The following is a 14,157-nucleotide window of genomic DNA, read 5'->3' as shown; positions in this document are numbered from 1 at the left end:
GGCAGGCAGGCATCTTGAACTCCGGTCTTTTGCTACGCAGTGGCGTTGTGCTGCGCGTATCCTGCCAAGCCTGCACGAAACCCGCGCCTGCCGCCAAATCACAATTTCAGTTTACCTCGTGAACGCCGGCAAAATGCCGCCAATGTGGTTTTCCTGCGTCACGTGCCACGTTGGCCCGCCCGCGCCTCAGTCCTTCACCTTTGGCGTCAGGGCTGGCGTGCCTTTCACCGCCCGCACGCCTGCCCGCACAATCGCGATGATGGTCAGTAGGGTCATCGCCCAGAAGAACCATGTGATCGGGCCGCGCACCAAAATGGACGGGTCGCTGCCCGACATCAGCATCGACTGGCGGAAGTTATCCTCCAGCAGCGGACCGAGAATGAAGGCAATCAGAAAGGGCGCGGCGGGGATGTGATAGCGCACCATCATGAAACCGACCCAGCCCATGACGAACATCACGCCCACATCAAAGATGTTGTTGTTGACTGCAAAGACCCCATAGATGCAGAGCACCAATACGGCGGGGATCAGGATGCGTTTGGGGATGTCAGCCACGTATTTGAACCCGCGGATGGCGACGGTGCCGATCAGGAACAGGAAGACCGAGCTGACTATCAGCCCGATAAAGAGCCCGTAGATGATATCGACGTTCAGGATGAACATCATCGGACCGGGTTGCAGCCCGTGGATCATGAAAGCCCCGATGATGATCGCGGTGATCACATCGCCCGGCACGCCAAGCGCCAGAAGCGGGATCAGCGTGGCGCCGGCCACCCCGTTGTTGCCCGCCTCAGAGGCGGCGACGCCTTCGACCTCGCCCTTGCCGAAGGTCTCCTTGTTCTTCGACGTGCGCCGCGCTTCAGAATAGCTCAGGAAGGCGGAAGGGGCAGCGCCGATACCAGGGATGGAGCCGAGAAACACTCCGATGAAGCTGCCCCGCACGATGGATTTGAAGCTGCGGCGGTAGTCGGCGAAGCTGACCCAGTTCTTGCCAAGGCTGCGCGCCGTGCCCACATGCGCCGTGGGATGCCAGACCATGGCCAGGATTTCCGGGATGGCGAAGAGGCCAATCAGCACGGCAATAAAATTCAGCCCCCCCATCATGTTCGGATCGCCGAAGGTGAAACGGTTGGTGCCATAGACCAGATCGAGCCCGATGGTCGCCAACAGCAACCCGAGCAGCGCCGAGAGTGCCCCGCGTAACAGGCTTTCGCCCGAGACACCGGCGATGATGGTCAGGGAAAAGAGGATGAGCGTGAAGAACTCGGGCGGTCCAAAGCTGAGTGCGAAGGAGGCCAGCCAACCCGCGAAGAGGATCAACGAGAGGTTGGAGATCACATCCGCCGTGCAGGAGGCCCAGAGCGCCATGCCAAGCGCGCGGCCCGCCTCGCCCTTCTCAGCCATCGGGTAGCCATCGAGGATCGTGGCCGAGGACGCGGGCGTGCCCGGCGTCTTGATCAGGATTGCCGGGATCGAGCCGCCGAAAATGCCACCCTTGTAGACCCCGAGCAGCAGCAGGATACCGGTGATCGGCTGCATCGCGAAGGTAAAGGGCAAGGTCAGCGCCACGGCCATGGTGGCGGACATGCCCGGGATCGCCCCGCCGATCACACCGATGGCCACACCCATGAAAAGCGCCAGAAAACTCTCGATATTGCCGACCAGGCTGAGGCCCGCCGCAAGACTGTCCAGAAAGCTCATGGCAGCCTCAGGATGTTGCCCTGCGGGATCGCGACCCCGGCGACATGGGCGAAAAACGCGTAAAGCACCAACGGGATGATCACCGCGCAGACCACGGCTGTGACCGGATGGCGCGTGCGCACCAGAAAGGCGGTGGCGACAAAGATCAGCATCGAGGTCAGCACCATGCCCAGACGCGGCAGGGCAGTCATGGTCAGCCCCATGATCACCGCCATACCGGCCAGCCGCAGCCAGGCGGCATTCGGGTTTTCGCTGGGAGCGTTGACGGGCGTGTCGGTGTCCTCATGCCGCAGGCCCGAAAACACCAACCCCAGCCCGGCCAGACCGGTGAAGCCCGCCAGCGCGTAGGGCCAGAATAACGGTGACAGGATGACATTGCCCACATTGCTGGGCGAAGACACCCAGGCAGGAATGGCATAGACAGCCAGAAAAACCGCGACCAGCAGCGCGCCGACGCCCAGCCGCAATTGCACCTGCCTTTGTGTCATCGGTCCTCCTCTCGCCCGTTCCGGGTCTCAAGAAAAAACGCCGGGCAGAGACAGTGCCCGGCGTTTCCATGTAGCATGCATTGCGGCCCTCGGACCTAGCCTTCAATCCTCATGCCCAGATCGTCAACAAGTTTCCGGAAGGTATTGTATTGCCCTTCGATGAAGGCATTGGCGTCTTCGGGCGACATCAGTTCAATGACGGACCCGCGCGATGTCATCTTCTCCAGGAACTCTGCATCTTCCGTCGCGGCCGCCATCCAGGCGCCCCATTTGTCCGCCACATCATCGGGCAGACCGTCCGGCCCGGCAATGCCCGTCCAGCCGACCAGCTGGTGCAGCGCGGGCTTGCCCAGATCAGCGGCTGTCGGCACGTCGAACCCGGCCACCGGCTCTGCCGTGGTGACCATCAGCGGCACCAGCTGCTTGTTGGCGACAAAGCTCGCGATGGCGGAGGAGTTGGTGCAGAGGAACGTTGCCGTGCCGTTCAGCACCGCTGTCGCTGCAGCACCGCCGCCCTTTTGCGGGATATGTGTGGTCTTGGTCAGCGGTTCTTCGACACCGAACTCCGACAGCACCATCACGGCGGCCAGATGCAGCAGCGATCCGACACCGGAGGAGGAATAGGTCACGCCCCCTTCATCCACCTTCGCGATCAGATCTTCCATCGAGGTGATGCCAGATGACGGGCTGACCGCGCAGGCCACCGGGTTGATCTCGTAGACCGTGACAAAGCGGAAATCATCCAGCGTATAGGGCAGCGTCGCTTTCATCGCCGGGTTCACCGAATGCGAGCCGACGCGCGCAAAGAGCATCGTGTAGCCGTCTTCCTTGGCGTTCTGCACCGCGACAGAGCCGGTGGCCCCGCCCGCGCCCGTGACATTCGCCATGACCAGCGGCTTGCCCACAGCCGCCCCCAGCGGCTCGGCAATCGTGCGCGCCGAAATGTCCGTGGCGCCACCTGCGCCGTAGGGGATCACCATGTTGATCGGCCGCTCGGGATACTCCGCCAAAGCGACCCCCGCCAGGCCGAGGGTCAAGGCGCAAGCCGCACCGAGTGTCTTGAATGTCATCCGTTTTTCCTCCCAGTCGTGTCTTGTTTCCGGACCGTTCCGGGCCAAGCCGACGGCACCCTTGACAATTGGTAACGTTAAGACATGCTTTATAGAAGTAATAATAAGTTACAGTTCTCGTAAGTTTTCTGAACAGAAGGCCGCTTGCCGAATGTCCATACGTATGCTTCGGACATTGATCGCCGTGCACGATCACACGACATTCAGCGCGGCGGCAGATGCCGTGCACGTGACCCACGCCGCCGTCAGCCAGCAGATGCGCACACTGGAGGAGACCTGGGGCATTCAGATCTTTGACCGGTCGCGCCGCACCCCCGAGCTGACCCCGTTGGGCCGTGCCCTTGTGGTCAGGGCGCGCGAGGTGGTGAACGCCTATGATCAGATGCTGCCTTCGGTCCTGGGTGAAAGTGGCGTGAGCGGAGACATCAGCCTCGGCGCATTGCCGACGACGCTGACCACGATGGTGCCGTCAGCCATCTCAATGCTGGTCGCCGACTATCCTCAGGTGCGCGTCCGTCTGTTCCCGGGCCTCAGCAACCAGCTTGTCTCGCAGCTTGAACGCGGCGCGTTGCATGCGGCCATCATCACCCGCCCCGATCTGCTCCCGAACGGGTTGAATTTCCTCGAAATTGCGGCTGAACCGCTACAGCTCCTCGCGTCGCGCGATATCGACAGTGACGATCCGTTTGATTTGCTGGAGAGATACCCGTTCATCCGCTTCAACCGGGATGCGGTGGTCGGGCGGATGATTGAAAGCTGGCTGCAACGAAAGGGCATCAAGGTCAGCGAGGCGATGGAGTTGGACGGGCTTGAGGCGATCTCCAGCATGGTTTTTGCAAAACTCGGTGTGGCCATCGCGCCAAAGAGGTCCGTCCAGGTTGAAAACCCTCTGCCGCTCAAGCGCCTGTCGCTGGGCGCCGACGCACCGGTGCGCCAACTTGGCCTGGCCTTTCCGCAGGACACGGCCTTTGGCCCGGTGCTGACCGCGCTGCACCACTTATGTCTGGAATCGGTCAAGATCGGCGTTTTCGGCAACCCCGGCGCACAAGAGCGTGACGGATGAACAATGCCGACATCCTCTATCTGGTGATCGGAGCGATCGCGGGCGGCTTTATCAACGGGCTTGCGGGGTTCGGCACCGCTCTGTTTGCACTGGGCTTTTTCCTCAGCGTCATGCCCGCGCTGGAAGCTGTCGCGATCACCCTGCTGATCTCCGTCTTCAGCGGTCTGCAAGGGCTCTGGATCGTGCGCCACGCCATCGCAAACAACCCCCGGCGTCTGGCGCGCTTCCTTTTGCCCGCCCTCTTCGGCATCCCGCTGGGCATTGCCTCGCTGAAACAGGTGGATGTGTCGGCCCTGAAGCTGCTGATTGCCGCCTTCCTGATCCTCTACGGCGGGTTCTTCACCCTGCGCCGGACTCTGCCCAAAATCGACCGTCCGACCCCGGTGATCGACTGTACGGTCGGGTTTTTCGCAGGCATCTTGGGGGGCGCGGCCTCGCTCTCCGGTGCGCTGCCGACCATGTGGTGTTCGATGCGGGCCTGGCCCCGATATGAGACCCGTGCGGTGCTGCAACCTTTCAACGTCGTGGTGTTGGGGCTTTCCGCGCTCCTGCTGGCGTGGAACGGCGCCTACCATGCCCAAACGCTGATCTACGCCAGCATCGCCCTGCCGACAGCGCTTGTGGCAGCGCAAGCGGGCATCCTCGTCTTCCGTCGCTTGGAGGACGCGGTCTTCCGACGGTTGCTGATTGCGGTTTGTTTTCTGTCAGGCGCCGTCTTGCTCCTGCGCGAACTGCTCTAGGTCCTAGCCAATCACCTCGTCAGACCGATCATCTGTCTCGCCATAGCGTTTCAAGACCGCCGGTTTAGTGCCTTCGTAGACTCGATCAAGGTTCTCGGCGATCTTGGCGTTTTCGCGCTCAAACAGACACTCGCCCTGCATATTAGAGGCGACAATAAACGGACCCATCCGCCGCGCCCGGATCACCCACATCGCCTGCGCGATGCCCAACTCCTCGTGCCAATGCACCGCCTCGACGGTCTCGACCCCGCGCCCCAGCAGCGCGCCGGTGCCGTAGCCCACGGTCGAAAGGTACACCGCGCCATTCGGGACGAAGTATTCCTTGTAATCCTTGGAGGACATGCCACCTTTTCCAATGATCAGACGCGCACCCGTCTTGGCAATCCACTCCGGCAGCCACTTGGCAAAGCGGAAGCTCGCCGTGGCCGTGACCGCGCCCAGATCAAACGAGCCATCTTCTCGGATCACTGCGGCGGGCGAGCAGTGGAAATTCGCGGCACTCTGCGACGGCAGCTCCATGGGGATGTTGGCCTGCCCCTCCAGCGCGCGCATGTAGACGCCTTCGCGCGCTGTATAGATGAGCCCATCGAGATAGACGATATCGCCCAGCCGCAAATCGGCCACCGCCTCTGCGGTCGGGGTGGTGGAGAGCGTGACTTCGCGGATTTTCATTCTGCCGCCTCCCGCACCGGATCCCATTCAATGGTCTCACGGCGCTGGTACGGCGTGAACCAATCCGGGTCCGTGCGGTGTTCGACACGACCATCGGGGAAGATGCGCGCAACCGCCCGGCGCGACGACAGGCAAAACGCATGCACCGACATCTGCATGCCGCCCGTGTGGCAATATCCCACTTCAATATTGCAGTCTATCACCATGTTTTTACCAACAAACCCCATGGCTCCCATGCCGATGGAATTGCCCAGCTCCTTGAACTCATCTTCCATCGCCGCAATCTTGGGATCGGAGTTGCGGCTGCCTACGGTGCGCAGGACCGAGGCACGCTTGCCCAGCACCATGCAGGTGTCTTTCGACCCGCCCAGCCCAATCCCGATGATCGCCGGTTGGCAGGCCAAACCGCGTTTGCCGAACGCCACCAGGCTATCCAGATAGAAGCGCTTGATCCCCTCGATCCCGTCGGAGGGAAACAGCATCCGGTAGTCGGTGCCAAAGAGCCCGCCCTTGTGCACGGTGATCAGATCGATCCAGTCGCCTTCGGGTTCAAACCCGTATTCAATTTCCGGCGCGCCGATGCCGACATTGTTGTTGTGGTCGGTTCGCCAGAGCGGATGCACGCGGTTCGGGCGCAAAGGCACGCCGGTCGTCGCCGTGGCGGTCGCCCGGCGCAGCGCGGCCTCCAGTGCAACAAAGCCACCTTCGATGCGCGCCTCATTGCCCAGCTTTACAAACCAGCGCGGTACACCGGTGTCGCCGCACATCGCACGACGGTCTTCCTTGGCGGCCTCGTAGTTCTCCAGCATGGCCTTGAGCACAAAGGATGACAGATCGCCGTCTTCGTTCCTAGCCGCCGCCTTTAGCCCGTCGAGATAATCCTGCGGGATCTCAATGGCGGCTTTGTCCATCAGTGTTTCTGCCGTCGTCTCTATAAGATCAATCGGGATCATTGTGCCGCCACCAGTGTTTCAGGCTCGCCCTCCGGGAGGATGCTCTCGCCGGGACGAACAATTGAAAAATCAACGTCTTCTCTGGTGACGTTGATGTCGTCACCTTCTTTCTGAGCAACCGTGAAGTAGGACGCTTCCATAGCCCCCGCCTCTGGGAAATCCTCGCGGTAGTGCGCGCCGCGCGAGTTCTCCCGCGCGCCCCCCGCCTTGGCGATCACTTCAGAGATATCACACAGGCTCGCCATGTTCAGCCAATCGTGCCAGGTCAAGTTGAACGCCAGATTGTCCGGCGCGACACCGACCTGCATCAGGTCATTGCGAATGGTCGCGATCTTGTCCAGTCCCCGCTGCATCCCTGTCGCCGTGCGCATGACGCCAACCTCCTCCCACATCAACTCCTGCAACTGGGTGCGCAGGGGCTGCACCAGATCAGGTGCCTGTGAGAGCGGTCGGGTCGCACGGGCGACTTCAGCGGCCAGAACCTCTTCATCCGGGTCACGCAAGGCGGCCATCCCCCGGATATCCGCGCCCATCGTGTCACCCGCAATGCCACCATAGACGGTCGAGTTCGCAACACCGTTGCCCCCAAGCCGGTTCGACCCATGCGCGCCACCAGCATCTTCGCCCGCCACATACAGACCTTCGAGCGCCGTCCGCGTGTCCACATCGACCACCACGCCACCCATGAAGTAATGCGCCGTCGGCACCACCTCCACCAGCCCGCCCGCGAGATCAAAGCCGCTGTCCTCACAGCGTTTGACCATCCCCCTGAACTTGGCGCGCACGTTCTCGGGCCCCAGATGCGCCATGGAAATGAACATACCCACCTGATCGGGATCGTTGCTCTTGCGCATCTCGGCGTAGATGCCGCGACTGACCACATCGCGGGTCGCACGTTCGCCCTTTGCGTCATAGTCAAACATGAAACGCTGTCCGGCGGCATTCAGCAGCTGCCCGCCCGCGCCGCGCAAGCCCTCTTCCAGCACCGTGCCAGTCATGCGGCTGTGCTCACCCGCCAAAAGACCAGTGGGGTGGAACTGCACCATCTCCATATCGCGCAGCGGGAGGCCCACACGCAGCGCCATGGCGAGGCCATCCATGGTCTTATCGCCGCTCGGCGTATGGTATTTGTACATTGTCGGCCCACCGCCCGTCGCCATCAGCACCGTCTTGGCACGCACGAACCGGAACCGCCCCGTACGCATGTCGATCATCAGCACACCCGCCAGCGCGCTGCCGTCCTTTGTCGGGATCAGACCAATCGCGCGGTGTTCCTGAAGCTTTTCGACGGGGCGGCTCAGCACCTGCTCCATCAGCCGGTTGATGATCTCGATGCCGGTCAGATCGCCCTTGTGCACCGTGCGGTCCGCCGTCTGCCCGGCAAAGGCTTTCTGATGCAGCGTGCCGTCGGGATTGCGGTCAAAGAAACAGCCGATCTCATTTTCCAGCTCGCGGATGCGCACAATCGCCTGCTCGCAGAGCCGCCAGGCCATGTCCTGATTGGGCAACCACTTACCGCCCTCAATCGTGTCCATGAAATGCCGCTCGACCGTGTCGCCGCCCCCCAGCGCCACATTGTAGCCGCCCTGCACCATGCGCGTACAGCCGCATTTGCCGATCAACCCTTTCACGGCGATGGTGATCTTCGTCCCTTCGGGCGCTGACTGTTGCGCATGCAGCGCGGCAAAAAGCCCTGCGCCGCCTGTGCCTAGGATCAGGATATCAGTGTCATGCCGGTCGATCTGCATCATCACACCACCTGCAGGAAGAAGGTGCCGGAGATCAGAACCGCCACGCCCACGGCTCCGGCGGCCAGCGTCTTTTGCGGCGCGGACCAGGGCAGCCACTCCATCGCCATCAATCGAAGCCCGCCAAACATATGCACGGCCAGCAGGAAGATAAGACCAAACTCCGCCAGTTTTACCACAGGCTGCTCGGTAAAACCGAGAAACTGATCGAGCCGCTCGGGCCGGGTCAATGCAAGCGACAGAACCCAAAAATGCAGCGGCAGAAACAGCGCGAGCGCAAGGCCGGAGACCCGGTGCAGCACGAAGGCCAGCCAAAGCGGATGTGCCCGCGCGTAGCTCATGATGCGCCCCCCGGCCATGTCACCGCGACCAACGCCTGTGTGCCCATGGCCAGCAGCACAGCTGCGATGCCCCAGCTCACCACGCTCAGTGATCGGCCTTTCAGACCAGCCATCTCATGCAGGATCACGCGCAGACCGATGGCCGCATGCACGGAAACCGCGAGCACGAAACTGCCGTAGAACAGAAACCAGAAGGCGGAACCCTGCGTACGCCCCAGGATTTCCGCAGCCGTCAGCCCGCCCTGCACGGCGTATATCATCACGGCGATATGCCCGAGCGTCAGCGGCGCCATGATCAGGGCCGTGATCCGCTGAAGCATATAAAGGCGCAGATCGAGCATCAGCGGCGCCCCTTGCGAAAGAATGCGCGCGTGGTTTCGCGCTTGAGCCCGGCGATGGCGGACATCGGATCGAGGTCGTTGGGACAGAATGTCGTGCAGCTGCCCATGGAATGGCAATTGTGACAGCCACCCGCACCCGACACCGCGTCGAGGATCTGGTCACGCGCGTCGTGTTTCGCGTCATTCAACAGCGTCCAGGCGCGTTGCAGCGCGGCCGGGCCGAGGTAGTCCGGATTGCCGGCCACCGTGTCACAGGCCGCATAGCAGATGGAACAATTGATGCATTCTATGCCTGCGCTCGCCTCCACGCGGATTGCGTCTTCGGGATCGACTGGCGGGATGGGATCGTCCCGCGTGGCACTGGGCGCGTGGGCACCCCCGGCCGCCACCCATTTGTCGAAAAACGGATCCATATCCGCCGCCAAGTCCTTGATCACAGGCAGGTTTCGCAAAGGTCCGATCTGTACCTTTCCGGCCTTCAGCACTTTCTTGACGTGGGTGCGGCAGGTCCAGCGCGGCTGCCCGTTCACCATCATCGCGCAGGATCCGCACATGCCCACACGGCAGGCAAAACGGTAGGTCAGGGTCGCATCCACGTATTGCTGTATCCACGACACCACATCAAGGATTGTCTGGTTTTCGAGCGCGGGAACCTCGAAGCGCTGATAACCGCCGCCCTGAGACGTGCCGCGCCAGACCGAGACTTCGAGAGTGCCGCCTTGCCCGTCCAATGCGCTTTCCTGACTTGTGACCGGTTCCATTGCGCCTATGGTATAACCGCCAGAATAACTAACGAGAAGGAATATGTACTTATGTTTCTTGTAAGTATTTCTTACTATAATTGCAGGTGTTTCGATGTCTGAAACCGCGCTTTCCGCAGCCCTTATCCGGCGCTTTGGCGAGACGCCGAAGGTCCCCGAGGGTCTGGCCAAAATCCCGGCGTTAAACGCCTTGGCCACGCGCGGGTCCTGCCGCAGTTTTACCGGTCAAACGGTTGAACCGGACGTGCTGGAAACACTTAGCGCATTGGCACTTTGCGCGCCTTCAAAGAGCGACTTGCAGCAGCGCGACATTCTCATCGTAACCGACCCGAAACTGCTGGCGGCGCTGAAATCGCTGCTTGATGCGCAAGCCTGGATCGCCGAGGCCCCGGCAATGGTCGTGTTTCTGGCCAACAACCGACGTCAGCGCCAGGTGCAGATGATGCATGACCAACCCTTCCCGAACGATCACCTGGACGCGTTCTTCAATGCCAGTGTCGATGCGGGAATTGCCCTCGCCTTCTTCATGGCGGCAGCGGAGGCGGCGGGGCTGGGGTGCTGCCCGATCAGCACCATTCGCAATCATCTGCCGCAGGTCAAAGACCTGCTGGCCCTGCCGGATCACGTCTTTCCGGTGGCGGGCATGGCCGTGGGATACCCCAGCGCCGCACCGGGCGTCAGCGCCCGCCTGCCCCTGTCCAAGACCGTCCATCGCGACCGGTTTTCGGATATCACCGAGGCAGACATCAAATCCTACGACACCCGCCGTCTGGACGGGCAAGATGGTCCGGTATGGTCCGAGGCCAAGGCGAAGATGTACGCCGCCCCCCAGCGCACCGATTTTGCCGCCTTCCTCCGCGGCATCGGCTTCACGCTGGAGTGACGCGGATCACAGCACCTCGTCGAAGGTCTTTTTCAGTTTCGTGACGATCACGTCCACATGGGCGTCTTCGATGATAAAGGGCGGTGCCAGCAGCACGTGATCACCGGTCTGGCCATCGACCGTGCCGCCCATCGGGTAGCAGGCGAGCCCGTTCGACATGGCCGTCTGTTTGATCTGCTTGTTGATGCCCTTCCCCGGATCGAAGGGCTGTTTGCTGGCGCGGTCCTCGACGATCTCCAGGCCCCGAAACAGCCCACGGCCCCGAATGTCTCCGATATGCGGATGCTGGCCAAACTCGGATTGCAGGGCGGACTGCAATTTCTCCCCCATCACCGCGCAACGCTCGACCAACCCTCCGGTCAGTTTCTGGAGGACCGCATTGCCCGCCGCACAAGCCGTGGGGTGACCGATGTAGGTGTGTCCGTGTTGAAAGAACCCTGACCCATCGGCAATCGCCTGATGAATTTTGTCGGTGCACATCATCGCCCCGATGGGCTGGTACCCGGCACCAAGCCCCTTGGCGATGGTCACGATATCGGCGGTGATCCCCTCCTGCGCATGGGCAAACAGACTGCCGGTCCGCCCCATGCCGCACATCACCTCATCAAGGATCAGCAGGATGCCGTATTGATCGCAGATCTCCCGGATGCGCTTGAAATAGCCCTCAACCGGCGGCACGGCACCAAGGGTGGCGCCCACCACGGGCTCAGCCACGAAACCGATCACCGTTTCGGGCCCCAGACGCAGCAATTCCGCCTCCAGCTCGTTCGCAACGCGCTGGCCATAGTCGAACGCGCTCTCACCTTCCTGCCGGCCGCGATAAGCGTAGCAGGGCGAGATCAGCGAGGTTTCCACCATGATCGGCGCAAAGGCCTGCTTGCGCCAGACGTTGCCGCCGGTGGCCAGCGCGCCAAGGGTGTTGCCGTGATAGCTTTGCCGCCGCGCAATGAAGTGCCGCCGATCGGACTGGCCGATTTCCACGAAATACTGACGCGCGAGTTTCAGCGCCGCCTCCACCGCCTCGGAGCCGCCGGAGACGAAGTAGACCTTGTCCAGATCGCCGGGTGCGTCTTTGACGAGCCGGTCGGCCAATTCTTCCGCCGGATCGGACGTAAAGAAGCTTGTATGCGCATAGGCCAGCTGCGCCACCTGCGCCTGAATCGCCGCGATCACATCCGGGTCGCCATGTCCCAGACAGGACACCGCCGCACCGCCCGATCCATCAAAATATTCTTTGCCATCAGCGTCATAGAGGTACGCGCCTTTACCTATAGACGCCCGTCGAAGATTGGTCCTAGAGTGCCGGGCAAACACATGTGACATTCGAAATCTCCCTTGTTGCGCTGCCAATTGTGAAACATATGGAGCCTTCGTTGACAATGCGCTGAAACAAATGAATCCTCTTCTGAGGATTCGTGACGGCTGGGGGAGCCTGCGTGGACGGACCACTCGATATCAGGATATCTGCGAGCTATGACGACCTCAGCGGCAAGCTGAAACAGGCCGCAGATTACCTTGTCGAGAACCAGATTGATATTGCGACCCGCTCCCTGCGGTCTGTGGCCGAGCAAAGCGATATCGCGCCCGCGTCCTTTTCCCGCCTCGCAAGGGCCCTGGGCTATAAGGATTTTGGCGCGCTGCGGGGGGATTTGCGCACTTCCATCGGGCGCCGCGTCAACCGCGCCACCCCGCGCGAGCAGCAGCTGTCCACGCTGCAAAACGAAGGCCAACTCGATTTCCCGGAAAGCTTTGCGGCAGCCTGCGTCCGCAACATCGAGACCCTCGCCGGCAGCCTGCCCGCCTCCCAGCTGGAGGAGACGGTGCAGAAACTGCACGCGGCCCGCACGGTCATGGTGTTCGGCGCGCTGAGCTCAACCGGTGTCGCGGAACATCTGACCTATATGGCGGGTCTGCTTTTTGACAACTGGAGCCTGGCCGGGCGGATGGGCGCATCGCTGGGAGCAGGTCTCGCCGGGCTGAACGAAGAAGACGTGGTGATCGTGATCACGCAAGCCCCCTTTTCACCCCGCGCCGCACGGGCCGCGGAACTGGCGCGTGAAAACGGGTGCTTTGTGGTGGTGATCACCGACACCCACACCTGCCCGGCGCTTAAATATGCAGCAGCCGGGTTCATCACCCCTTCCAAGACACCACATTTCTTTTCCTCCTACACGGCATCGCTTTTCTTCGTCGAAACCCTGATGGGCCTTCTGGCACGCATCGGGGGCGAGGCGTCGCGGCAGCGCATTGCCGAGGTGGAACAGAATAACCGCCGTTTACAAGAAGTGTCAGACGGCTAACCTACGACTCATAATCCAAATAAGGGAGACAAAAATGTTCAATGGATTGAAAATGACCGCCGCGGGTGCGGCACTGGCGATGTTGACGGCGCCGGTTGCCATGGCGGAGGAATTCATCACCATCGGTACGGGTGGTGTCACCGGGGTCTACTACCCGACCGGTGGCGCGATCTGCCGTCTGGTGAACAAGGGCCGCAAGGAACACGGCATCCGCTGCTCCGTCGAGTCGACGGGCGGATCGGTCTACAACATCAACACGATCCGCGCGGGCGAGCTGGAGTTCGGTGTGGCCCAATCCGACTGGCAGTACCACGCCTACAAAGGCACCTCACGCTTTGAGGAGCAGGGCCCGTTCGAAGATCTGCGGGCGGTGTTCTCCGTGCACCCCGAACCCTTCACCGTGGTGGCCCGCGCCGATGCCGGCATCTCGACCTTTGCCGATCTGAAAGGCAAGCGGGTCAACATCGGCAATCCCGGCTCCGGCCAGCGTGGCACCATGGAAGTGGTGATGGAGAAGATGGGGTGGAGCACATCCGATCTGGCTCTGGCCTCCGAACTGAAGGCGGCGGAGCAGTCGGCAGCACTCTGCGACAACCAGATCGATGCGATGATCTACACCGTCGGTCACCCCTCGGGCTCCATCCAGGAAGCCACAACAGCTTGCGATTCCGTGCTGGTTGAAGTTTCAGGTGCCGAGATTGACGCGCTGATCGGTGACAACTCCTACTACCGCTCCGCCAAGATCCCCGGCGGCATGTATCGCGGCACCGATGATGACGTAGCCACATTCGGCGTGGGCGCAACCTTCGTGACCTCCGCGAGCGTCTCGGAAGATGCGGTCTACGCGGTTGTCGCTGCAGTCTTTGACAACTTTGAAGACTTCAAAAAGCTGCACCCGGCCTTCGCCAACCTGACAGCGGAAGAAATGGCGACAGCCGGTCTGTCCGCGCCGCTGCACCCCGGTGCTGCGAAATACTACAAGGAAAAAGGCTGGGTTGAGTAAACCCACCTATGCCAACGCGAGGGGCGGTTCGCCGCCCCTTGAAGCCCGCCAAAGGGCACACCAAACGACAAAAAGCCGCATCCAAAAATAACG

15 protein-coding genes are annotated in these 14,157 nt (G+C 61.7%); 5 read left to right on the top strand and 10 right to left on the bottom strand.

Features of this window, described 5'->3' with window-relative positions; all coding sequences use genetic code 11:
• Window positions 1-186 precede the first annotated feature (186 nt).
• The 3 genes from ISX84_RS03430 to ISX84_RS03420 form a co-directional block, all read right to left on the bottom strand.
• Window positions 187-1,701 (bottom strand): tripartite tricarboxylate transporter permease, encoded by a 1,515-nt coding sequence (locus ISX84_RS03430; protein ID WP_195818909.1) that lies wholly within the window; start codon window positions 1,699-1,701, stop codon window positions 187-189.
• Complete coding sequence (locus ISX84_RS03425; protein WP_195818908.1) at window positions 1,698-2,189, bottom strand: tripartite tricarboxylate transporter TctB family protein; 492 nt, start codon at window positions 2,187-2,189, stop codon at window positions 1,698-1,700. The genes ISX84_RS03430 and ISX84_RS03425 overlap by 4 nt, the downstream gene beginning before the upstream one ends.
• 95 nt (window positions 2,190-2,284) lie before the next feature.
• A complete protein-coding gene (locus ISX84_RS03420; RefSeq protein WP_195818907.1) occupies window positions 2,285-3,259 on the bottom strand; it encodes a Bug family tripartite tricarboxylate transporter substrate binding protein in 975 nt (324 codons plus the stop codon).
• Between the two features lie 151 nt (window positions 3,260-3,410).
• Between ISX84_RS03420 and ISX84_RS03415 the strand changes: the two genes are divergently transcribed.
• Both ISX84_RS03415 and ISX84_RS03410 read left to right on the top strand, forming a co-directional pair.
• Complete coding sequence (locus tag ISX84_RS03415; protein WP_195818906.1) at window positions 3,411-4,322, top strand: LysR family transcriptional regulator; 912 nt, start codon at window positions 3,411-3,413, stop codon at window positions 4,320-4,322.
• Window positions 4,319-5,062: a sulfite exporter TauE/SafE family protein gene (locus ISX84_RS03410; RefSeq protein WP_195818905.1), complete on the top strand. Its 744-nt coding sequence runs from the start codon at window positions 4,319-4,321 to the stop codon at window positions 5,060-5,062. Before ISX84_RS03415 ends, ISX84_RS03410 begins: the two co-directional genes overlap by 4 nt.
• Window positions 5,063-5,065: 3 nt before the next feature.
• Here the strand turns inward: ISX84_RS03410 and ISX84_RS03405 are convergent, their stop codons facing one another.
• Genes ISX84_RS03405 through ISX84_RS03380 form a run of 6 tightly spaced genes read right to left on the bottom strand, consistent with a single transcriptional unit; the run spans window position 5,066 to window position 9,878 of the window.
• A complete protein-coding gene (locus tag ISX84_RS03405) occupies window positions 5,066-5,734 on the bottom strand; it encodes a fumarate hydratase C-terminal domain-containing protein (RefSeq protein WP_195818904.1) in 669 nt (222 codons plus the stop codon).
• Entirely contained in the window at window positions 5,731-6,687 is a 957-nt protein-coding gene (locus tag ISX84_RS03400; RefSeq protein ID WP_195818903.1) for a fumarate hydratase, read from the bottom strand. Before ISX84_RS03400 ends, ISX84_RS03405 begins: the two co-directional genes overlap by 4 nt.
• Window positions 6,684-8,438, bottom strand: a complete 1,755-nt coding sequence (locus ISX84_RS03395; protein WP_442800610.1) for an L-aspartate oxidase — start codon at window positions 8,436-8,438, stop codon at window positions 6,684-6,686. The genes ISX84_RS03400 and ISX84_RS03395 overlap by 4 nt, the downstream gene beginning before the upstream one ends.
• Window positions 8,438-8,776, bottom strand: coding sequence for a succinate dehydrogenase, cytochrome b556 subunit (gene sdhC, locus ISX84_RS03390; protein ID WP_195818902.1), 339 nt, complete (start codon window positions 8,774-8,776; stop codon window positions 8,438-8,440). Before sdhC ends, ISX84_RS03395 begins: the two co-directional genes overlap by 1 nt.
• Complete coding sequence (locus tag ISX84_RS03385) at window positions 8,773-9,117, bottom strand: succinate dehydrogenase (protein WP_195818901.1); 345 nt, start codon at window positions 9,115-9,117, stop codon at window positions 8,773-8,775. Before ISX84_RS03385 ends, sdhC begins: the two co-directional genes overlap by 4 nt.
• Complete coding sequence (locus ISX84_RS03380; RefSeq protein ID WP_195818900.1) at window positions 9,117-9,878, bottom strand: succinate dehydrogenase/fumarate reductase iron-sulfur subunit; 762 nt, start codon at window positions 9,876-9,878, stop codon at window positions 9,117-9,119. Before ISX84_RS03380 ends, ISX84_RS03385 begins: the two co-directional genes overlap by 1 nt.
• A 94-nt stretch (window positions 9,879-9,972) precedes the next feature.
• Here ISX84_RS03380 and ISX84_RS03375 point away from each other — a divergent pair, with 94 nt between their 5' ends.
• Entirely contained in the window at window positions 9,973-10,761 is a 789-nt protein-coding gene (locus ISX84_RS03375) for a nitroreductase family protein (RefSeq protein WP_195818899.1), read from the top strand.
• A gap of 6 nt (window positions 10,762-10,767) precedes the next feature.
• Here the strand turns inward: ISX84_RS03375 and ISX84_RS03370 are convergent, their stop codons facing one another.
• Complete coding sequence (locus ISX84_RS03370) at window positions 10,768-12,084, bottom strand: aspartate aminotransferase family protein (RefSeq protein ID WP_195818898.1); 1,317 nt, start codon at window positions 12,082-12,084, stop codon at window positions 10,768-10,770.
• A 113-nt stretch (window positions 12,085-12,197) separates the two neighbouring features.
• Here ISX84_RS03370 and ISX84_RS23130 point away from each other — a divergent pair, with 113 nt between their 5' ends.
• On the top strand, window positions 12,198-13,061 hold the full coding sequence (locus ISX84_RS23130; protein WP_195818897.1) for a MurR/RpiR family transcriptional regulator: 864 nt from the start codon (window positions 12,198-12,200) through the stop codon (window positions 13,059-13,061).
• 34 nt (window positions 13,062-13,095) lie between these two features.
• Window positions 13,096-14,064: a TAXI family TRAP transporter solute-binding subunit gene (locus ISX84_RS03360; RefSeq protein WP_195818896.1), complete on the top strand. Its 969-nt coding sequence runs from the start codon at window positions 13,096-13,098 to the stop codon at window positions 14,062-14,064.
• Window positions 14,065-14,157 lie beyond the last annotated feature (93 nt).

Source organism: Roseobacter sp. MH60115 (assembly GCF_015644665.1).
Lineage (GTDB): Bacteria > Pseudomonadota > Alphaproteobacteria > Rhodobacterales > Rhodobacteraceae > Roseobacter.
The sequence above is the reverse complement of the archived record's forward strand: the minus strand, read 5'-3'. Positions and strand labels throughout refer to the sequence as shown.